The 21,293-nt window shown below is 37.8% G+C and carries 18 protein-coding genes; 10 read left to right on the plus strand and 8 right to left on the minus strand.

What is annotated here, in order from left to right; genetic code table 11:
• Window positions 1–276: 276 nt before the first annotated feature.
• Both GWJ01_RS03095 and GWJ01_RS03100 read right to left on the minus strand, forming a co-directional pair.
• Window positions 277–1,164: a LysR family transcriptional regulator gene (locus GWJ01_RS03095; RefSeq protein WP_109402180.1), complete on the minus strand. Its 888-nt coding sequence runs from the start codon at window positions 1,162–1,164 to the stop codon at window positions 277–279.
• A gap of 174 nt (window positions 1,165–1,338) precedes the next feature.
• Entirely contained in the window at window positions 1,339–2,307 is a 969-nt protein-coding gene (locus tag GWJ01_RS03100; RefSeq protein ID WP_109402181.1) for a nitrilase family protein, read from the minus strand.
• A gap of 199 nt (window positions 2,308–2,506) precedes the next feature.
• Between GWJ01_RS03100 and umoA the strand changes: the two genes are divergently transcribed.
• From umoA to GWJ01_RS03115, 3 genes are all read left to right on the plus strand, one after another.
• Complete coding sequence (umoA, locus tag GWJ01_RS03105; protein ID WP_161710692.1) at window positions 2,507–3,046, plus strand: UmoA family flagellar biogenesis regulator; 540 nt, start codon at window positions 2,507–2,509, stop codon at window positions 3,044–3,046.
• A gap of 255 nt (window positions 3,047–3,301) precedes the next feature.
• The gene (locus tag GWJ01_RS03110; protein WP_109394467.1) at window positions 3,302–4,165 is read left to right on the plus strand and encodes an ATP-grasp fold amidoligase family protein; all 864 of its coding nucleotides are present in this window, start codon (window positions 3,302–3,304) and stop codon (window positions 4,163–4,165) included.
• Between the two features lie 35 nt (window positions 4,166–4,200).
• Complete coding sequence (locus GWJ01_RS03115) at window positions 4,201–4,965, plus strand: GNAT family N-acetyltransferase (protein WP_109402183.1); 765 nt, start codon at window positions 4,201–4,203, stop codon at window positions 4,963–4,965.
• Here GWJ01_RS03115 and fdhD read toward each other — a convergent pair.
• The gene (gene fdhD, locus GWJ01_RS03120) at window positions 4,962–5,792 is read right to left on the minus strand and encodes a formate dehydrogenase accessory sulfurtransferase FdhD (RefSeq protein WP_109394471.1); all 831 of its coding nucleotides are present in this window, start codon (window positions 5,790–5,792) and stop codon (window positions 4,962–4,964) included. The genes GWJ01_RS03115 and fdhD overlap by 4 nt on opposite strands.
• A gap of 178 nt (window positions 5,793–5,970) precedes the next feature.
• On the opposite strand from fdhD, the gene fdnG reads away from it, so the two are divergent.
• The 7 genes from fdnG to GWJ01_RS03155 all read left to right on the plus strand — a co-directional run bounded on the left by fdnG (window position 5,971) and on the right by GWJ01_RS03155 (window position 16,773).
• Window positions 5,971–9,018 carry a formate dehydrogenase-N subunit alpha gene (gene fdnG / locus GWJ01_RS03125; protein WP_157957605.1) on the plus strand — a complete coding sequence of 1,016 codons (3,048 nt, stop codon included), beginning with the start codon at window positions 5,971–5,973 and terminating at the stop codon, window positions 9,016–9,018.
• Between the two features lie 11 nt (window positions 9,019–9,029).
• Window positions 9,030–9,968, plus strand: coding sequence for a formate dehydrogenase subunit beta (fdxH, locus tag GWJ01_RS03130; RefSeq protein ID WP_161710693.1), 939 nt, complete (start codon window positions 9,030–9,032; stop codon window positions 9,966–9,968).
• Window positions 9,965–10,621 carry a formate dehydrogenase cytochrome b556 subunit gene (gene fdoI / locus GWJ01_RS03135; RefSeq protein ID WP_075673730.1) on the plus strand — a complete coding sequence of 219 codons (657 nt, stop codon included), beginning with the start codon at window positions 9,965–9,967 and terminating at the stop codon, window positions 10,619–10,621. The genes fdxH and fdoI overlap by 4 nt, the downstream gene beginning before the upstream one ends.
• A gap of 206 nt (window positions 10,622–10,827) precedes the next feature.
• Window positions 10,828–11,748, plus strand: a complete 921-nt coding sequence (gene fdhE, locus GWJ01_RS03140; protein ID WP_075673731.1) for a formate dehydrogenase accessory protein FdhE — start codon at window positions 10,828–10,830, stop codon at window positions 11,746–11,748.
• A gap of 15 nt (window positions 11,749–11,763) precedes the next feature.
• Window positions 11,764–13,155: an L-seryl-tRNA(Sec) selenium transferase gene (gene selA, locus GWJ01_RS03145; RefSeq protein WP_109394475.1), complete on the plus strand. Its 1,392-nt coding sequence runs from the start codon at window positions 11,764–11,766 to the stop codon at window positions 13,153–13,155.
• Window positions 13,152–15,014, plus strand: coding sequence for a selenocysteine-specific translation elongation factor (gene selB, locus GWJ01_RS03150; RefSeq protein ID WP_109394477.1), 1,863 nt, complete (start codon window positions 13,152–13,154; stop codon window positions 15,012–15,014). Before selA ends, selB begins: the two co-directional genes overlap by 4 nt.
• Before the next feature lie 109 nt (window positions 15,015–15,123).
• Window positions 15,124–16,773 carry an LTA synthase family protein gene (locus GWJ01_RS03155; RefSeq protein ID WP_161710694.1) on the plus strand — a complete coding sequence of 550 codons (1,650 nt, stop codon included), beginning with the start codon at window positions 15,124–15,126 and terminating at the stop codon, window positions 16,771–16,773.
• Window positions 16,774–16,889: 116 nt separating this feature from the next.
• On the opposite strand, the gene GWJ01_RS03160 is transcribed toward GWJ01_RS03155, so the two are convergent.
• From GWJ01_RS03160 to bcsD, 5 genes are all read right to left on the minus strand, one after another.
• Entirely contained in the window at window positions 16,890–17,318 is a 429-nt protein-coding gene (locus tag GWJ01_RS03160; protein ID WP_109394481.1) for a TOBE domain-containing protein, read from the minus strand.
• Between the two features lie 315 nt (window positions 17,319–17,633).
• The gene (locus tag GWJ01_RS03165; protein ID WP_109394482.1) at window positions 17,634–18,662 is read right to left on the minus strand and encodes a glycosyl hydrolase family 8; all 1,029 of its coding nucleotides are present in this window, start codon (window positions 18,660–18,662) and stop codon (window positions 17,634–17,636) included.
• A 73-nt stretch (window positions 18,663–18,735) separates the two neighbouring features.
• Window positions 18,736–19,695 (minus strand): UTP--glucose-1-phosphate uridylyltransferase GalU, encoded by a 960-nt coding sequence (galU, locus tag GWJ01_RS03170; protein ID WP_227003157.1) that lies wholly within the window; start codon window positions 19,693–19,695, stop codon window positions 18,736–18,738.
• Between the two features lie 168 nt (window positions 19,696–19,863).
• A complete protein-coding gene (locus GWJ01_RS03175; RefSeq protein WP_109394484.1) occupies window positions 19,864–20,775 on the minus strand; it encodes a sensor domain-containing diguanylate cyclase in 912 nt (303 codons plus the stop codon).
• A gap of 39 nt (window positions 20,776–20,814) precedes the next feature.
• Window positions 20,815–21,285, minus strand: a complete 471-nt coding sequence (gene bcsD / locus GWJ01_RS03180) for a cellulose biosynthesis protein BcsD (protein WP_109394486.1) — start codon at window positions 21,283–21,285, stop codon at window positions 20,815–20,817.
• Between the last annotated feature and the right edge of the window lie 8 nt (window positions 21,286–21,293).

Raw genomic sequence — 21,293 nt, forward strand, 5'->3', positions numbered from 1 at the left:
TCTCTTTTATTGTAAATAACACATTTTAATTAGAGAGATTTTAATTAACCCTATTTATGTTATGAAAATTAAATTAATTAAATGATTTACTTTGATTTTTTATTTAAACACATAAAAAACCAATAAATATTTCATGTTTATTTCTGTGAACAGTCTCGCAATTATTTATCTTTATTCATTTTAAGACTAATTAATATTTATTAGGTATTTTAGCTTTATTATAAATTATATATTATAAATATAATCATTACTCAAATTAAAAATCTTTTTCATTCACTATATTTTATTTATTTCCTCAGAAATTATTTTTATAAAGATATCACGATCTTTATTCTGAATATTATTATTCCAAATAACACCTATTTCCCATTGTGTATACAAGCCAGATAGTGGCAATAAAGTGACTTTTTGTTTGTCACAAATAAGTTCTGCATTTTTAGGCACCAATGCCATACCTAATCCTGCCGCAACTAATGCTAACTGCGTTTGAATATCTTGTGATTGTTGTAATACACGAGGTTTGATTTGATGATATTTCAGAAAATCATGGATTTGTTGATACAGTTTTTTTCCTTTTTCAGGAGACAACTGAATAAGCCCAAGCGTATTAAAGTAGTAGAGTGGATCATCATCAGCCTCTAGCACCATAATAGTTTGCGTGGGGATTGCTAACATTAATCGCTCTTGCACTAATGAAATACTTTTTAGTGGCTCTGTAACTGGTAAACGTGAAAATGCCAGATCAAGCTCACCCAAAAGTAATTTGTCTTCCATTGTGTTAGAAGGCATATCATCAATGTGAACAGTAATATCAGGGTGAACACGATTAAATTTTGCCAATAATGGTGTAATAAAATTTAATGAGGACAGACCAAATCCTGCATACAGCTCTACTTTTTGAGGTGCACTTAATTGGCGAGCTTGTTTTTCTAGAATACGGGCTTCTCTTAAGACTGACTGAGATTGACTCAGTAAATACTGTCCTTCAGGGGTTAATTTTGCGCCGTGACGCCCACGCTGAAAAAGAGTGACACCCAACTGAGATTCTAATGTTTTTATCTGTTTAGTGAGTGCGGGTTGGCTAATAAAAAGCCTTGATGAAGCTTCACCAAAATGTTCTGTTTCAGCTAAAACAACAAATGCATTCAATAAACGGGTATCCATGATTAATTATTGATCCTATCTTATTTTTCCTTTTATTATTCTAACATAGAATAAATAAATAAAATTAATAACCAACAGCAATACATTAATAAGTAAAACAAATAAATTAAATTGAGATTATTCTTTAACCAAAACAAAAACAGCCAACAAAATGAAAGCTGTTTTTTTATTGAATTACTCTTTACCAAATCGAACTGAAATAGGATCTTGTTCATTTCCTAATCTTGTCGTTAATATCGAATAAAGTTCAGGTCTTCGCCCTGTTAGCCAGCGTCTTCCTGTTGAGTTTTCTAATAATGTAAGATCAAGATCTGCAATCACCATATCATCATCAATTGCTTTGCTCTCTTTTATTACTCGTCCATAAGGGTCAATGATCATCGCATTACCTGTGCGAATTTCTTCCTCATCACGGCCTACACCATTACTAAATAACACAAACATGCCGTTATCATGGGCTCTTGCTGGTAACCAACGCATTAACCAACCTCTTCCATGCTCTCCTTGAAATGCTTCTTGTAATGATGTGGGGTCTTGATGTCGATTTTCCCAAAGTGTCATAGGGATCGGCTTCATACTATGTGGACTACGTGAATTTGTTCCACCTGTTTGATGAGGCGCGAGTAAAATATCAGCACCTAATAATGCATTAGCCCTTGCATTTTCAACCAAGTTATTATCCCAGCAAATTAACACTCCCATTTTAACGCCCCAAGGGGTTTCAAAGACAGTGTATTGCTCACCACTTTTGATGATTGGATGTTCGAAAGCATGTAATTTCCGATGCTTATGTAAAGAGCCATCAGGCATACAAACAACCCATGTATTATAGAGTGTATTGTCTTCTGCTTGCTCAATAAGCCCGACACCTATCGCCATTTGATGCGCTATCGCTTTTTGTTTGATTAACGCTAAAGACTCACTATCAGAAACACGCTCGCTTAATGCATAGACTGCATGTTCTGGCAATTGAGGAACATGCCAATATCCAGTAATACACATTTCAGGAAGCACTAATACATTCACCTGCTGACTGGCTGCACTATCTATGAATTGATGGATTTTCGCTAAATTATAAGCTTTGTCGTTTGCTTTATGCTGAAACTGCACTGTAGCAACGCGTAATGTTTTAGATGTATTCATACGTTTCACCTATTAAGCCTGATATCTCTATCAATATAAAAACGTATTTATTGCTTAAAAGATAATCACTTATTCTCTATTTTTGATAACCTTTTGGAATGAAATTAGATAACAGCAAGAAATAACAGGGTTATACACCTCTGTTTCACGGAACAATTACCTTATTTTTTGGCATCATAATGGCAATAAAGGAGTATTTATGTCAGCCAAGTCCCTATTTATAATTCTTTCATTGTTAGGATTATCTGTTTCCTGTTTGGCAGGAGATGGCTTAGTGGATAGAACATGGCCAGTTTCTGGATTAGATACACAAAACTATCGGCAAGCATTAAGACAGCCAACGGCAAGTTCTCGATATACACTTTTTAATATCACACCAGATATGCCCGTTCCGGGTGGTGCAAGCCATTCAACTCCTCCTCAAGGCATTCGTTATATTGCAATGAAATACGGCCCTTATGGTCAACCAGAACACTACAAAACCTACCAAATTATGTTTTCTCACTATTCAAATAGTAGTACGAAAAAAATTCGCTATTTAGGTGAACTATATACCGTTGTTGGCGATATCTATTTGATAGATCCTTTTGCAACAACCAATGAATGGCAACGTGGCCGTAGCCAAATCGTTGAAGAGTATTATGAGATATTAGATGCTCACGGAAATAGAACCGGCAAAGGATTACGCTTTAATAATTGGGATAAACCAATTCATATAACTAAATGGTCATCAAATTAATATACTCTTAATTAATATTCATTTTTGTTAACTCTCTCTTAATGTCGTCATTTTTTCTTTTATTAAAATAAGTACTTTGAATATTAACCTACGTTAATACTTTCTAAGTTTACATAAATAAACAATATAAGAATATCAATAACTGACATTATTCTCTTAATTTCTATTTAATTTAATTATTTCTTTATATAGAAGTTTAATTCAAAGAAAAGTTAGTTTTTATTTCACTTATCTATTTAAAATAATCATTAGCTTATGAAAATCATAGAATATTATTTCAAACAGTTTCGCACTATCGCATTACCTGATCGTGTGTACTTAAAGAATAAGTTTATACGTAACTTAGGTTATCAGCCTAACTTTAAAATACCGACATCACTTAATGAAAAAATTAATGCTCGTATGCTATTCGATAGAAATCCAATTTATACGCGCTTAGCTGATAAAATCAAAGTCAGAGATTATGTGATAGAAAAGATTGGCCCACACTATCTTGTTCCAATTATTAACACCTATTCTCATCCTGATGAAATCGATATTACTCAACTTCCTTCACGTTTTGTACTCAAATGTAATCATGACAGTGGTAGTACAATCATCTGCCTTGATAAAGCCACTTTTGATTTTGAAAAAGCAAAGAAAAAGCTTCAGTTTCATTTAAAACGTAATCTCTATCCTGTCACGCGCGAATGGCATTATAAAAATATCAAGGCACAAATTCTCTGCGAAGAATATATTGATTTATTTGATACAAAAAAACCAATGATACCAACAACTTGTCGTCTTCACTGTTTTAATGGCCAACCTCATTATGCTGAAATTGATATTTCTGACACCAAAGGGAATGAGTACATTAATGTGTATGATACAAATTGGCAGTTACAACCTATAACATTAGAAGATCCCAACACTCCAGAATATGTTGAAAAACCAGCTCAATTTGAAAATATGTTGCAATTAGCCACTAAAATGGCAAGTGACTTTAATTATTGCCGAGTTGATTTTTTAATGTCTGAAAATAGGCTGATCTTCAGCGAAATGACCTTTACTCCAAATGCAGGACGTATCCCCATCAAACCTAAAGAGTGGGATTATAAATTAGGTGCATTGTGGCCATAATCGGCTGGCTACGTTTATTAATAAGTTAATTAACTATGAAGAATATCGTAATTACACATTTTCAGTCTCGTACTGATTTACTCGAAAAAGCAGAAAAAATGATAGCTGCTCATTGGCCAGCTTTTATGATGGGAACATCGATTAATGAAAGCTATTGGGATCGCTTATATGCACCTCCTTTTTCTTATTATCAATTTCTCGCAGTATTAAAAGAAAACGATCAAGAAGAAGTCGTTGGTGTAATAAACGCTGTCGCTTTACCTTGGGAACATAATAGTTTTGATGCTCTTCCTGATAATGGCTGGGATTGTGTATTTGAATTAGGTATGCAAGCTGATGAAAAACAGCTCCCATGCCAACTTATTTCAGCATTATCCGTAACCGTTGATAGCCGTTATCGTGGCCAAGGTATTCCTCAGCATTTAATTAATGCCTTAAAAGCCTACGCAAAAAAACAAGGCTATCTAGGTGTTGTGGTTCCCGTTCGACCCACATTAAAACACCGCTATCCACTGCACTCTTTTGAAGAATATTGCCAGTGGCAGAATAATAATAATGAACCTTTTGATCCTTGGATACGTACACATTGGCGATTAGGTGCAACGATTATCAAAATAGCCCCACAGTCTATGAAAATCGAAGCCACGAAAGAAACATGGGAGCAATGGACTTCGCTACAATTTCCAATGAGTGGTGATTATGCCATTCCTATGGGGCTTGCACCGGTTAGTATTGATACTCAACGCCAATCTGGTACTTATCTTGAACCCAATCTTTGGATGTTCCACGATATTAATTAGTCAGTCAGTCGTTGTGGATGAGTAAACACCGTTGCTCTTCCGCGACGGCAAAAACCCACCAGTGTAACATTATATTTATTAGCCACTTCAACAGCTAAAGAGGTTGCCGCAGAAACAGCGAATAAAATTTCTGCACCACACATAGCGGCTTTTTGCACCATTTCATAACTGGCACGACTAGAGACTAATACCGCACCTTCTTTCCATTTTTCTTGTGCTTTCATACCTAACAGCTTATCAAGTGCGACATGACGACCCACATCTTCACATCCCCCTTGCATTTCACCTTCTGGTGATAACCAAACAGCCGCATGAGTACAGCCGGTTAATTCACCGATTTCTTGAACAGTTGTCATCTGCTCTAAAGCTTTATCAAGGTTTGAAAGTGAAAACGTTTGTGTAAAAGGTAACGGCGTAATCGGTCGAAAAATCTCTTCCAGTTGTTCAGTTCCACAAATACCACAGCCAGTACGGCCAGTCATATTGCGGCGACGCTCTTTTAATCCCATAAAACGTCGGCTTGATAATTCAACTTGAACTTCAATGCCTCCGTTACAACTTTCCACAATTTCGATACTGCGAATTTCATTAGAAGACTCTATAATGCCTTCGGATAAAGAAAATCCGACAGCAAACAACTCTAAATTTTTAGGGCTAGCCATCATAACAACGTGAGAAATTCCGTTGTACACTAATGCAACAGGAACTTCGAGTGCAATATAATCGTCTTCTTGTCTGTTAAGCGATCCTTTGTGTTGCACAATTGTTTGATCTACGCCAACGATTACACGTTTAGTTAACAATTTTGTCGATTTTGTTTCATCCATAAGATGAATTCCTAAATTTATTAATACATAATAACAATACGGGTAAAACGATTTTACACTACCTATCAGGCAATGAACCTGATCCTATTAAGGATAATAGGAATAAAAAAACAATCAGCTCCATTTTCGTGAAGAAAATCAGAGTCAGTAAAAGCAATGTATGATGAGGAGAGACCCCATGCAGGTCAGCAGAAGGCAATTCTTTAAGATCTGTGCTGGCGGTATGGCAGGTACTACAGCGGCGGCGCTTGGTTTTGCACCAGCAGTTGCGCTAGCAGGTTCACGTCAGTATAAATTACTGAGAGCCCGCGAAACCCGCAATACCTGTACGTACTGTTCTGTCGGTTGTGGACTATTAATGTATAGTCTGGGCGATGGCGCGAAAAACGCAAAAGAAACGATATTCCATATTGAAGGTGACTCAGACCATCCAGTAAACCGTGGTGCATTATGCCCTAAAGGTGCTGGTCTTGTGGATTTCATCCATAGTGAAGGTCGTTTAAAACACCCTGAATACCGTGCACCCGGCTCGGATAAATGGGTAAAACTCTCATGGGAAGAAACATTCGATCGTATTGCGCGCTTAATCAAAAAAGACCGCGATGCCAACTTCCAAAAATTCAATAAAGAAGGTGTAGAAGTCAACCGTTGGTTAACAACCGGTATGCTTTGCGCCTCAGCAGCAAGCAATGAAACTGGGTTTTTAACTCAGAAATTCTCAAGAGCTCTTGGGATGCTAGCTGTCGATAACCAAGCGCGTGTCTGACACGGACCAACGGTAGCAAGTCTTGCTCCAACATTTGGTCGCGGTGCGATGACCAACCACTGGGTTGATATGAAAAATGCCAACCTTATCGTCGTTATGGGCGGTAATGCGGCAGAAGCACACCCTGTGGGATTCCGCTGGGCGATGGAAGCTAAAATCCATAATAACGCCAAGCTCATTGTTATTGATCCTCGCTTCACCCGTACTGCGGCTGTTGCGGATTTCTATACGCCTATCCGTTCTGGTACTGATATTACGTTCTTATCGGGCGTTATCTTATATCTGCTCGAAAATAAGAAATATCAAAAAGAATACGTTGAGGCTTATACCAATGCTAGCTTGATTGTCCGTGAAGACTATCATTTTGATGATGGTTTATTCAGCGGATATGATGCAGAAAAACGTAAATACGATAAAACCACTTGGAACTACGAGATGGATGAAAATGGTTTCGCAAAACGCGATACCACATTACAACATCCTCGTTGTGTCTGGAATCTGTTAAAACAACACGTTAGCCGTTATACGCCTGATGTAGTTACTCAGATTTGTGGTACACCAAAAGACGATTTCTTAAAAGTCTGTGAATATATTGCTGAAACAGCGGCGAAAGATAAAACAGCTTCTTTCCTGTACGCATTAGGCTGGACTCAACATACCGTTGGTGCCCAAAACATTCGTACCATGGCAATGATCCAATTACTGTTAGGTAATATGGGTATGGCTGGTGGCGGTGTTAACGCACTACGTGGTCACTCCAATATTCAAGGCTTAACTGACCTCGGTCTATTATCTCAAAGCTTACCAGGCTATATGACTCTGCCTTCTGAAAAGCAGACTTCATTAGAAACCTACTTAGCTGCGAATACGCCAAAAGCGACAGTACCGGGACAAGTTAACTACTGGGGCAATTATCCTAAATTCTTCGTCAGTATGATGAAGACATTCTATGGCGATAATGCTCAACGTGATAATGATTGGGGCTTCTCACTGTTACCTAAGTGGGACAAACCTTACGACGTTCTACAATATTTCGACATGATGGATAAAGGTGAAGTCAACGGCTATATCTGCCAAGGCTTTAACCCAGTTGCATCGTTCCCGAATAAGAACAAAGTTGTTCGTTCATTATCAAAACTGAAATTCCTTATCACAATGGACCCGCTAAACACTGAAACTTCGTGTTTCTGGCAGAACCACGGTGAAGAGAACGACGTTAAAACAGCAGATATCCAGACAGAAGTCTTCCGTCTACCAACAACCTGTTTCGCAGAGGAAGACGGTTCTATCGTTAACTCTGGTCGCTGGTTACAGTGGCACTGGAAAGGTGGTGATGCCCCAGGTATTGCTATCCCTGATGCTGAGATTTTATCAGGTATTTTCCATCGTTTACGCCAACTCTATAAAGAAGAAGGCGGCGCGATGCCAGAGCAAGTGTTGAATATGACTTGGGATTACTTTGATCCTGATAATCCAACATCGGCAGAAGTGGCTCAAGAAAGTAATGGTAGAGCATTAGTAGATTTAAAAGATGCTGATGGCAATATCATTCTGAAAAAAGGTCAACTGCTTAGCTCGTTCGCTCAGTTACGTGATGATGGTACAACAGCAAGTGGCTGTTGGATCTTCGCTGGTAGCTGGACAGAGAAAGGTAACCAAATGGCCAACCGTGATAACTCAGATCCATCAGGATTGGGTAATACATTAGGTTGGGCATGGGCATGGCCTCTTAACCGTCGCATTATTTATAACCGCGCATCGGCAGATCCACAAGGTCAACCATGGGATCCTAAACGTAAATTAATCGAATGGGATGGCAGCAAATGGACAGGTATTGATGTACCTGACTATAGCAACGCTGCACCGGGTTCTGATGTTGGTCCATTTATTATGCAGCCGGAAGGTATGGGACGTCTGTTTGCTATCGATAAGATGGCAGAAGGCCCATTCCCTGAACACTATGAGCCAATTGAAACACCATTGGGTACTAACCCACTGCATCCAAATGTGGTTTCAAACCCAGCAGCGCGTATCTTTAAAGATGACTGGAAAGATATGGGTAAAGCAGAAGATTTCCCATATGTCGGTACGACTTATCGTCTGACAGAACATTTCCACTTCTGGACTAAACACGCGCGCTTAAATGCGATTATTCAGCCTCAACAATTTATTGAAATTGGTGAGCGTTTAGCCGCAGAAAAAGGCATTGTTCAAGGCGATACCGTTAAAGTCAGCTCAAAACGTGGTTATATCAAAGCGAAAGCGGTAGTCACTAAACGTATTAGAACCCTTGATGTTGATGGACGCAAAGTGGATACCATTGGTATTCCTATTCACTGGGGCTTTGAAGGTGTTGCAGTGAAAGGCTTTATTGCGAATACATTAACGCCATTCGTTGGTGATGCGAATACACAAACGCCTGAGTTTAAAGCGTTCCTTGTTAATGTGGAAAAGGTGTAAGGAGATAAATTATGTCACTGCAATCCCAAGACATTATTCGTCGCTCTGCTACCAATTCCCTTACTCCCGCGCCTCAGGTGCGGGATTACAAGGAAGAAGTGGCAAAACTTATCGACGTAACAACCTGTATCGGCTGTAAAGCCTGTCAGGTTGCTTGTTCTGAATGGAACGATATTCGCGATAAAATTGGTACTAACGTCGGTGTTTACGATAACCCAACTGACCTAACCGCGAAATCATGGACAGTGATGCGTTTCTCTGAAGTTGAAGAGAACGGCAAACTGGAGTGGTTAATTCGTAAAGATGGTTGTATGCACTGTGCTGATCCAGGCTGTTTAAAAGCCTGTCCAGCAGAAGGTGCAATCATTCAATACGCTAATGGTATTGTTGATTTCCAATCAGAACATTGTATTGGTTGTGGTTATTGTATTGCAGGTTGTCCTTTCGATGTGCCTCGCATTAATGAAGAAGATAACCGTGCTTACAAATGTACGTTATGTGTTGACCGTGTCGAAGTCGGTCAAGAGCCTGCATGTGTGAAAACTTGCCCAACCGGCGCGATTCATTTTGGTTCGAAAGAAGCCATGATCAATCTTGCTAATGAGCGTGTTTCTGAACTGCAAACTCGTGGTTACGACAACGCTGGTCTTTACGATCCACAAGGTGTGGGTGGTACACACGTGATGTATGTTCTCCATCATGCTGACAAACCAAATCTGTACCACGGTTTACCAGAAAACCCAGAAATTAGCTCTACCGTTAAATTCTGGAAAGGTATTTGGAAACCATTGGCTGCCGTTGGTTTTGCCGCAACCTTCGCGGGTGCAATTTTCCACTATTTAGGTGTCGGTCCAAACCGTACAACTGAAGAAGATGAAGAAGAAGCGCTCAAAGAGATGGAAGCATCTTCTAAAACACAGACCTCTGTGAATAAGGAGGAGCAGAAATGATGAAGAAGAAAGGCGATAAAATTCTTCGCCACACCGCTTCTGAGCGTATTAACCATTGGTTAGTAGTGATTGTATTTCTGTTTACTGCTATCAGCGGATTGGGTTTCTTCTTCCCATCTCTGAACTGGTTCATGAATATTTTAGGTACACCAGAACTGTCGCGTTTGTTACACCCATTCGTGGGTAGCGTGATGGCGTTCCTCTTTCTCTTTATGTTCTTCAGATATCTGAAGCACAACTTTATTGATAAAGATGACTTAGTCTGGGCTAAAAACATTCATAAAGTACTGCAAAATGAAGAAGCTGGCGATATTGGCCACTACAACTTAGGTCAGAAAGGCATTTACTGGACATTAAGTATCAGCCTGATCTTACTAACAGTCAGTGGTGTTATTATTTGGCGTCCTTATTTCGCAGAGTATTTCTCGATCCCAGTGATCCGAATTGCCTTATTAGTTCACTCATTATCAGCAATCTTACTGATAATCACCGTATTTGTTCACGCTTATGCGGCATTCTGGGTGAAAGGTTCAATTCGTAGCATGATTGAAGGCTGGGTAACTCGTGGTTGGGCTAAAAAGCACCACCCTCGTTGGTATCGTGAAATTCTCGAAGAAGAGAAAAAAGAAGCCGAAAAACAGTCAGAGAAATAATGCCCTAAAGCGTATTTCTGAACAAACGGAGGCTTGTAAGCCTCCGTTTTTTATTCAATTTACGTCTGATTTTAAGGCGTAAAAAACAATAAAATCACGCTATTATTACCCACTGTCATGGCTTCGTATCTGTATTTGATTTATTCTGAAGCCAAACCCTGTGGGTATTCACTATAAAATTTATGATAATAGGAAGATAGAACGTTATGAGTATTCGCATCGTTCCTAAAGAGCAATTAGGTAAAGAGCAATCAGAAAAAGGGATCAGTTTTATTCCACCCGTATTATTCCCTAATCTGAAAAACCTTTATCAACGTCGTGCTGAACGTTTTCAAACACTAGCAAAAGATAATCCTTTCGCAGACTACCTTGAATTTGCAGCAGAAATTGTCAAGGCTCAAGAAAAAGCACTTCATGACAATCCGCTTGTCATTGATCTTGCCCCACTCCTTGCACAACAAGTTGGCGTAGCGCCTTTAGATAGAAAAACATTTAAACGCAGTAAACATTGGCATGCTTTATTAGCCTCGATTATTGCTGAATTACGTCCAGTTGTGCCTGAAAGTGCCACTATCACTTTAGAAAACCTCTCTAAAGCTTCTGAAACTGAATTAGAAGAGATGGCAACAGCATTACTCAATGATGAATATTCAAAAGTCTCAGCAGATAAATCTGTCTTTATTTGGGCAGCACTGTCTCTTTACTGGGCACAATTAGCAGCAAATATTCCAGGCAAAGCTAAAACAGAATACGGTGAAAATCGTCAATTCTGCCCAGTTTGTAACAGTATGCCAGTGGCAAGCATGGTACAAATCGGCACAACACAAGGTTTACGCTATTTACACTGTAATTTATGTGAAACACAGTGGCATGTCGTACGCATTAAGTGCACTAACTGTGAATTAACCGGCAAATTAAATTACTGGTCTTTAGATAGTGAAAATGCCCCTGTGAAAGCAGAAAGCTGTGGTGATTGTGGAAGCTATCTGAAAATTTTATATCAAGAAAAAGATGCCAATGTGGATGCTGTCGCTGATGATTTAGCGTCTATTGTTCTTGATGCAAAAATGGAAGAAGAAGGCTTTGCTCGTAGTAGCATTAATCCATTCCTGTTCCCAAATGAATAATAATTAGGTATTAGCATGACAAATGATACGCGCTCACTTTATAGCCAACTGCCATCTATTGATAAGTTACTGCACCAAGCAGACATTCAAGCCCTTGTAACTTCTTATGGTCAGACATTTATTGCAGAGCATTTACGAAAGTTACAAGAAGAAGCGCGTATCATTATTCGCCAAGAAAACGAGTTACCACAATGGCACAACCATTGGGCTGATGAATTAAAAAATCGCATTACATTACAACGAAAATCTTCGATTAAACCTGTTTTCAATTTAACAGGTACCGTTTTACACACCAATCTAGGGCGTGCATTAATGGCAGAATCCGCCATCGAAGCCGTTAGCCAAGTTATGCGTTCACCAGCAACCTTAGAGTATTCTCTTGATGGTGCTTCAAGAGGACACCGTGATCGCGCTATCGCTGACTTGTTATGTGAATTAACAGGAGCAGAAGATGCCTGTATCGTAAATAACAACGCAGCGGCTGTTTTACTGATGCTTGCAACAGTGGCTCCAAATAAAGAGGTTGTTGTTTCTCGAGGTGAATTAGTTGAGATAGGTGGTGCTTTTCGTATCCCTGATGTAATGACACAAGCAGGATGTACACTCAAAGAAGTCGGTACAACAAACCGAACCCATCTTAAAGATTATCGTAACGCCATTAATGAAAATACAGGTTTGCTAATGAAAGTTCATACTAGCAACTATTGTATTCAAGGCTTTACAGCTGAAGTACATGGTGATGAACTTGCTGCGCTTGGTAAAGAGATGAACTTACCAACCGCTATCGATTTAGGCAGTGGCTCAATGACTAATTTAGCTGCCTTAGGTTTACCTTCAGAGCCAATGCCACAAGATTATCTGCAACAAGGCATCGACCTTGTCACCTTCTCTGGTGATAAACTATTAGGTGGTCCACAAGCAGGAATAATCCTTGGTAAAAAAGTGTGGATTGAGGCTATTCAGCGCCATCCTTTAAAGCGTGCATTACGTGTTGATAAAATGACATTAGCTGCTTTAGGCGCCACATTATGCCTTTATCAGCAACCTGAAAAAATGGCTGTTGAGATCCCGACATTACGTTTGTTAACTCGGACACAAACAGAAATTAATGATATGGCGCAACGGTTATTGCCTCATTTTCAGGCATATTATGGGGATAACTACCATATCACGATATCCTCATGTGCTTCTCAAATAGGCAGTGGTTCGTTACCTATTGAAAGTTTACCGAGCGTAGCACTTACCTTTGAAGCCAAAGATGGAAAAGGTAGCCAGTTAGATGCGCTAGCTGCGCATTGGCGTAATTTAGAAAAGCCGATTATTGGTCGAATTACTGATGGTCGCCTGTGGCTTGATCTGCGCTGTCTTGAGGATGAAAATGCATTAATACAGGCACTTTTACTATGATTTTTGCGACAGCTGGTCACGTAGACCACGGAAAAACCACTCTTATACAGGCCATTACTGGAGTAGACACTACCCATTTACCTGAAGAGAAAAAACGAGGCATGACCATTGATTTAGGTTATGCCTATTGGCGTCAAGATGATGGAACCTCAATTGGTTTTGTGGATGTTCCCGGCCATGAAAAATTCCTTTCAAATATGCTCGCGGGTGTCGGTGGGATCTCTCATGCACTATTAATTGTGGCTTGTGACGATGGCGTTATGGCACAAACCATCGAACATATTTCTATTTTACGTCTTGCTGGCTGTCCTCAAGTTACCATTATTCTCACCAAAGCAGATCGCGTTACACCTGAGCGAATTGAAGAAGTTCGTTCACAAACAATTGATGTATTAGCCAATTTAGGCTGGCAACAACCTGATATTTTTGTCACCTCAGCCCCTTCTGGTGAAGGTATTCCAGCGCTTCGTGACTACCTTGTTGAGTTGCATCAGCAAGAGCAACAACACCCTCAATGGCATAAGCGTTTTCGTTTAGCAATAGACCGTGTTTTTAGCATTAAAGGGGCAGGATTAGTTGTCACAGGTACCGCACTTGCGGGACAAATCTCTGTTGGTGATACCTTTTGGCTAACTGGTGCAGATAAACCCGTAAGAATAAGAGCTTTACATGCACAAAATCAGCCCGTAGAGAGTGCGGGTGCAGGTCATCGTATTGCAATTAATATCACAGGAGATGTCAGTAAAGAAAACGTCTCTCGTGGTGACTGGTTGCTTTCTCAAGTACCTAACTATCAATCTCATAAAATATTAGTCAGTTTAATTGGAGATGAACCTTTAAAGCATTGGCAGCCTGTACATATTCACCATGGTACACGCCATATTACAGGTCGTGTTGCTCTTTTAAATGATGCTAATGAAACATCACAGTTAGCTGAGCTTATTCTTGATGACCCCCTTTGGCTGGTGGATAACGACAGACTTATCTTGCGCGATATCAGTGCTCAACGCACTTTAGCTGCTGCGAAAGTCTTACATTTGCACTCACCACGTAGAGGTAAACGACAAGCTGAGTTCTTAACTTGGTTACACCAACTTGATAGTGCAAACAGCGTTAGTGCCAATTTAGCGTTATGTTTACCAAAAGGTGAACTTTCTCTAAATCAGTTTGCTTGGGCTCAGCAATTAACTGAAAGTGCGCTAACTCAATTATTAGAAACCTTTGATTTAGTCAATGTTGCAGGTGTTATTCTTTCTAAAGAAAATGCTGATAATGCAAAACAGAAATTACTCGATACCCTTGCGGAATATCATCAACAACATAATGATCAAATGGGTGTGGGTCGTTCTCGTTTAAAACGGATGTCACTACCGACTTATCATGATGAATTGGTCTATCACTTAATAGATCAATTACGTAAAGAAGGTGCTATTAGTCAAAGTCGTGGTTGGCTTCATCTCCCAACTCATGGTCTTGCTTTTTCCCCAGAACAAGATGCGTTATGGCAAAATGCCAAAGTCTACTTTGAGCAATCTGAACCTTGGTGGGTACGTGATCTAGCCAATGAAATGAAAAATGATGAGAAGGTGATCCGCTCATTATTACGTAAAGCAGCGCAATTAGGTTTAATTATTCCGATTATTGCCGATCGCTACTATACACACCAAACAATAGAAAAATTTGCATCTATCATTGTGAAATATAATGAAAGCAATGGCAGTGTTACCGCAGCGGATTTCCGTGATGAATTATCCGTTGGGCGTAAATTAGCAGTGCAAATTTTAGAGTATTTTGATCGCACGGGTTTTACTCGTCGCAAAAAAGATCTTCATATTTTACGAGACAAAGGGTTATTCTAAATACAGATGTTAATTTAGGCTAAATAAAGTTATTTAGCCTATTTAATGTTATCTCCTACAATACTTGTAAAATACCCCTTTATTCTTTATCGCTATACTCGGAAGAGATATGAAAAAAATATTAGGAAGTGCTTATCTTGCACTTATTCTTATAGCATCACTCTTTATTATTTTTGAGAAAGTAACGTTTATTTATACTGCACTTCTTTCTGTAGGTGCTTATTTTATTCTTTTTTCTCTTTGCTTTATTTTATCTGCTCGTGTCTTATTTTCGGCTATTACCACCGGTACACTCTTCCTGATAACTAAGTTTATTAATCAGCTCAAAGTCCATTATTACAAAGAAACATTAATGTTCTCTGACTTTGATCTGGCTTTTGATAGCTCGAATTTAGGGACATTAGGCCATTATTGGGAAGCCGGTGTTGCATTGATTGCGATGCTAATATGGCTTCTTATCAATATGTCCATCGCTTGGCGTTTTTCCCAAAAATCACGCCCAGCCTTACGTATAAGTAGCCTACTCTTAATAGTCATTGGGTTTACCACTATCCATTTCACCGTAGAAAAATGGCAGGCTGAATGGGAAGGCACACTTCCGGGTGGACGAGGTACTGTCACTAATTTAATTATGTCTGGCTACCAAACGGCTTATCACCCTCCTTATTTCAAGGAAGATGCAGATTACTTTCTTGAACAAGCGAACAAAACCGTGTTACCAGAAACACAGACAGGCATAAAACCTGACATTATTGTTTTATTACAGGAATCGACAGTTAACCCTCATATTTATCAATTTAATACAGATGTTGCACTGCCTGATTTATTTATGTTCCAAAAAGATGAAGGTGTGAGTGCACAAAGCCCTTTACGTGTACAAACCTTTGGTGGTGGTACTTGGCTTTCTGAATTTTCTGTATTAACAGGGCTAAATACGGATGATTTTGGTGCGCGTAAAAACTCTGTATTCTATTTTGTTGTCGATAATCTTAATGAAAGTTTATTCCGCCAACTAAAAGCTGAAGGCTATTACACCGTTTTACTCACCCCGTTTAATCGTAGTGCCTACCATGCAGGTTACGCTTATGAAAAAATGGGAATTGATGAAATCATTCAACCTCAAGAGCTTGGCTACCCGGGAACATTAGAGGAAAACCTCTGGAAGATATCGACAGTAGATATGCTGGGTTACGTTGAAGAAGTACTGAAGAAACGCACAGATAAACCCTTATTCATATTCTCATTAACCATGTACGAACATGGCCCTTATGACGAATCACACAGAGATATGTACCAAATTGCAGGTCATACAGAAAGTAGTAATGCACCGGGTAAATTTAGCCACTATATGGAAAAAATAATTACCAGTGATCCGGCAATTAAAGATTTCTCTAATTTTGTCGCCCAAAGAGAAAAACCGACAATGTTTCTCTATTTTGGTGATCATCAACCAAATATTGAGCTAAATAATTACCAGTCACCATTTACTAACCCCGCACATATCACTCAATTCACATTGAGAGATAACCTAACGCAAGGTGCATCACTTTCAACGGGTGAGTTAACGGATATTAGCTTTTTAGGTGGCATGATACTGGAGCGTGCTCGTTTGCCATTATCTCCTTTCTACAAAGCAAACATTCAAATGCGCCATTTATGTGAAGGTAAATTAAACGATTGTGAAGACGAGAAATTAGTTAATAGTTATAAAAATTATATCTATGACAAACTGAAAGTTGCAGGTAGTACAGATAATTAATTTTTATTACCTGAATAAAAGATGATCGGGATAATAAATTCAAAAAAATAATTAATATCAAAAAGAAAGAGGCTAAATATTTAGCCTCTTTTTTATTTCAATAAATAAACTTGCAATTATTTGCGTGTCGCAACAATCACACTTGATGCTTTCACTAGCGCTAAAACATCACTGCCTTTTGCCAGTTTCATCTCTTGTAAGCTTTCATTTGTAATAACAGCTGTCAGTTCTAGACCTTTAGCTGTTTCTAAATGAACGGTAGAGTTCACCGCACCTTGTGCGATTTGAGTTACTTTACCTAAAAATTGGTTACGTGCAGAAAAATTTAAACCGCAATCAGGTAGTGCTAAAACAACCCACGGCGCTTTAATAATGGCAATTGCTTCGCCATCTTTTTTGATCTTTAAACTGTCACAGCTCTCTTTAGTAATAATTGTGGCAAGTTTTTCACCATGAGCTAAAGATAAAATCACTTCGCTATTAACGGCACCGTCAATAATATCAACAACTTTACCAACTAGCTGATTACGTGCTGAAACTTTCATTTATTCACCTCTATTCTATTATTGATGAGAAATTATATTAATAACACTATCAAATTACTGAGATAACTTTAGCATAAACATCATCAAATAAATTATTTTCAGATCATGGTTTAAAGTTTATTTATTATTTAAAAACATAGCGTTATAAAAAATATGGAGATAACGAATTATTATTAACTTATTAGAATCGAATAAGTATAAATAATTTAGAAAGTTATTTTTTTAGCACTATCAATATAAAAAAATAGATAACTTAATGCCTTTCTGTATTAAAAGGAATTTAAGCTATCTATCATTAAAATTAACTAAATATACTTATTGCCCGTTTTGAGCAAAAGCCGCTAATAAATGTAAAGCTGAAGAATAATAGTCCGTATCTTTACTTAAATCGACATCTTCAATAGGTGTTTTCATCGTTAAATCTCTCACCGCCATCATGCCGGGAGTAAGGTTATATTCAGCGCGCTCTTGAGCATCAATACTTACCCAAGCTGGGGTTTTATAACGATCAAATTGCTGCCAATACTGCACAAAAGGTTGTAGCGCTAATTCGTCATGTGCCCAAGCTAAATAAAGTGGAATGCGTATTGCATCAAAGCTAAATCGTGCAGGCCATTTTTCACTCGGTTCTATCTTTCCATCTGGATATAAACTTACCCAGTCAGTGGGTAATTGATATTCACCAAATCGCATGTTTCTAAGTAAAGACTGGCTATCATTAATTAACGCTTTCCAACGAACATCTTGGCTTGTGCGATAAAAATCTTTCCATGCAGGGAAAATAAAATAGGATGGGTTAATAATAATTTCTTCTGGCGTTTTAAACCCATTAATACCGGGTAAAAGTACGGTATAATTTTTTGTCTTAACTAAAGTATGTTCCAAAATAGCGTGTTGAATAGAATCAGAAGCTGAAAGGTAACTTTCATCATTCCATTTTTCGCCAGCTTTTAATAATGCCCACGCAATTAAGATATCACCATCTGTCGCATTATTAGGATCAGGGGTATGTTCACTATTTTCAGGCTCATAACGCCATTTAAATAAGCCTAAATCGCCACGATAAAGAGAAGCTGCTGTCCAGCGCCATAACTTATTAAATGTTTCATGATCATCACTCATCACAGCCATTAACATGCCATAGCCTTGACCTTCAGAGTGTGAAATATTTTTGTTAGCGCTGTCTATAACTCGCCCATCATCCTTAATGTAGCGCTCTTTAAACTGTTGCCATCCTAATTGAGTATCTGCTGCCTGTATTGAGGGTGAAACCATAAGCAACAAACCTAAAATAAAAAAGGTGGAAAATAGAAAATTACAACGAGATAAGTGCCTAAAAGACATTGCCTTTCTCTCCTGCTATTGCCGACCGCCATCTTAGTTCGGTCGGCATATTGCATATTATTTCAAGATAAACTCAAAAGATAGCAACTATCTTTTGTGCTTCACTTACTTCATCTTCTTCTATGACTTCTGTTTTGGGTAACAATGTTTTTTCACAAAAGTCCTGCATCCAAGAAGCAAATTCTTCTTTTAACACAGAATTATGTAGGCCATATTCAACAAAGGCTTTCATATATCCTAGCTTATTACCACAGTCATGTGATTTACCCACTAAGGTATATGCTTCAGCGACTTCTTTTTTCAATAATAAATCAATCGCATCCGTTAATTGAATTTCACCACCTACGCCAGCTGGTAGACCATCTAATAATTCCCAGATAGCTTCAGAAAAAACGTAACGGCCAACAACAGAAAGATTAGAAGGCGCATCTTCAGGATTTGGTTTTTCTACGATACGACGAATAGGAGCCCAATTACCTTGAGGACAGAAAACCCCTTCACAATCTACAACACCATATTGTTGCACTTGGCTCATTGGCACAGGTTCAACCATTATTTGGCTACGTTCTGTTTTTTCAAAACGTTTTATCATTGCTGATAAATTATCATGTTGAGGATCACAATAGTGTGCATTTAATAAAACATCTGGCAGTAAAACAATAAATGGATTATTGCCAATAACTGGACGTGCACAGCAAATTGCATGGCCTAAACCTAAAGCATGACCTTGACGAATTTGAACAATTTTGACATTGTCAGGACAAATTGAGCGCACTTCTTCTAATAATTTATTTTTAATACGCTGTTCCAGCATATTTTCTAATTCAAAGCTGGTATCAAAGTGATCCGCAATTGAATTTTTAGAAGAGTGAGTCACTAAAATAATTTCCTCAACACCTGCCTGAGCGCACTCTTCAACAATATATTGAATTAAAGGGCGATCAACGATTGGCAGCATTTCTTTAGGAATTGATTTCGTTGCAGGTAACATACGAGTACCTAATCCAGCAACAGGGATAACCGCTTTCATCATAATAAAATCCTCTAATAGATATTTATCTAAAACTAATATTTAGTGTTATTTTAAAATTACTCTTATATTTCATTAGGAATGCTAGATATATTTTAAAAACAGTCACCTCCCTCTTCGTTAAAAAGAGATAACGTTATTTTATATATCTTTATTTAAAAATTTTTCTATTTAAAATCCAGAATAAAATCCATATTTGTTACCACCCTTTTCTTTTATAGAATAAAGTGTTTCATCTGCAGATTTTAATAATTCAGATAATGTTTTTCCGTCTTTAGGATATTCAGCAATACCTAAACTAATTGAAGGGGTTAACATAAAATCCGAATTAATATCGATAGGCTTTTCCATTGATTTCCAAAGTGATTCTATTATTTCTAACAAAATCACAGAACAAGAACGTAATCCTTTAGGGAAAAGCACAGCAAATTCATCGCCACCAAGCCGGCCACAATAGACTTCACTATTTTCTAATTGTGACAATCGTTTTGATATTTCACACAATACTTTATCGCCAGCATGATGCCCGAATTGATCATTAATAGATTTGAATTTATCGCAATCTATAATACCCAGACAAAATGAAGATGGCTGTGAAATATTTAAGCGTTCATTTTCGATTTTTTCAACAATACTTAATCGATTAGATATTCCAGTTAATGAGTCAATATAGCTTTTATTAAATAACTCATTTCTTAGCTCTACCTTATCAGTAATATCCAAGCTAATAAATACATAATGAGAAATTAAATTACTTTCATCAAAAACAGGAATAATACTAATATCTTCCCATACATCTTGTTGTGTATCGTTATTTCTTTTGGCTTCTAATCGATATACTCCCTTATTATCATTATTACCATTTACACAACAATTAATTTGATTCTCATCAACTAAGTTAAATAAGCTGTATTTTTTACCTTTTATATTTTCAAAGTGAACATTATTAAATTCGCAATATTTTTCATTTGCATAAATAATGATGCCATTAATATCTGTTACTAACATCATGAAAACATTATTAGTAAATTGCTTTATTAATAAGCATTTAGAATTATCATCATTAAATATCATTTCATTCATTTTTGACCTCCTATGCTCATCAATAAAGCATATATATTATTATTCGGCTGATGAGTTATGCGCATAGCGGAAAATAAAGACATCTTTTGCATCAGTAGGTTGACGATGCACTTGCATTTTGTCATTACCACCTTGATTCGTTAACCAGCCTTCATATAACCCTTCTAAAACACCGGCACTTGCAACACGCCACTGAGCATCATCTTGGCTTTGCGTAAAATGAGGCCATGCACAATGAACCAATAAAAGTTCACTCATTGCCGGGGATATCGTGACAAACCCCCATTTAAAAAGTGTTAATACGCGATTAATATGTGATTCAAGTAATTGAATATTTTCGCTTTCAGGTAAAGGATAACGTAAGGCAATATCTTTACCTATATTCCTTAATTTATTTCCAGCAGTAGAAATATCATTGTCATTTAAGATTTGAAAAAATAATAATTGAGTTAGATCTTGCCAGCCACTTTCAAAAGGTAATTGTAAGATATCACTGTCATGCTTATTCATTATTTGTC

Origin of the sequence: Proteus sp. G2618, assembly GCF_009915995.1 — a bacterium.
GTDB lineage: Bacteria > Pseudomonadota > Gammaproteobacteria > Enterobacterales > Enterobacteriaceae > Proteus > Proteus terrae.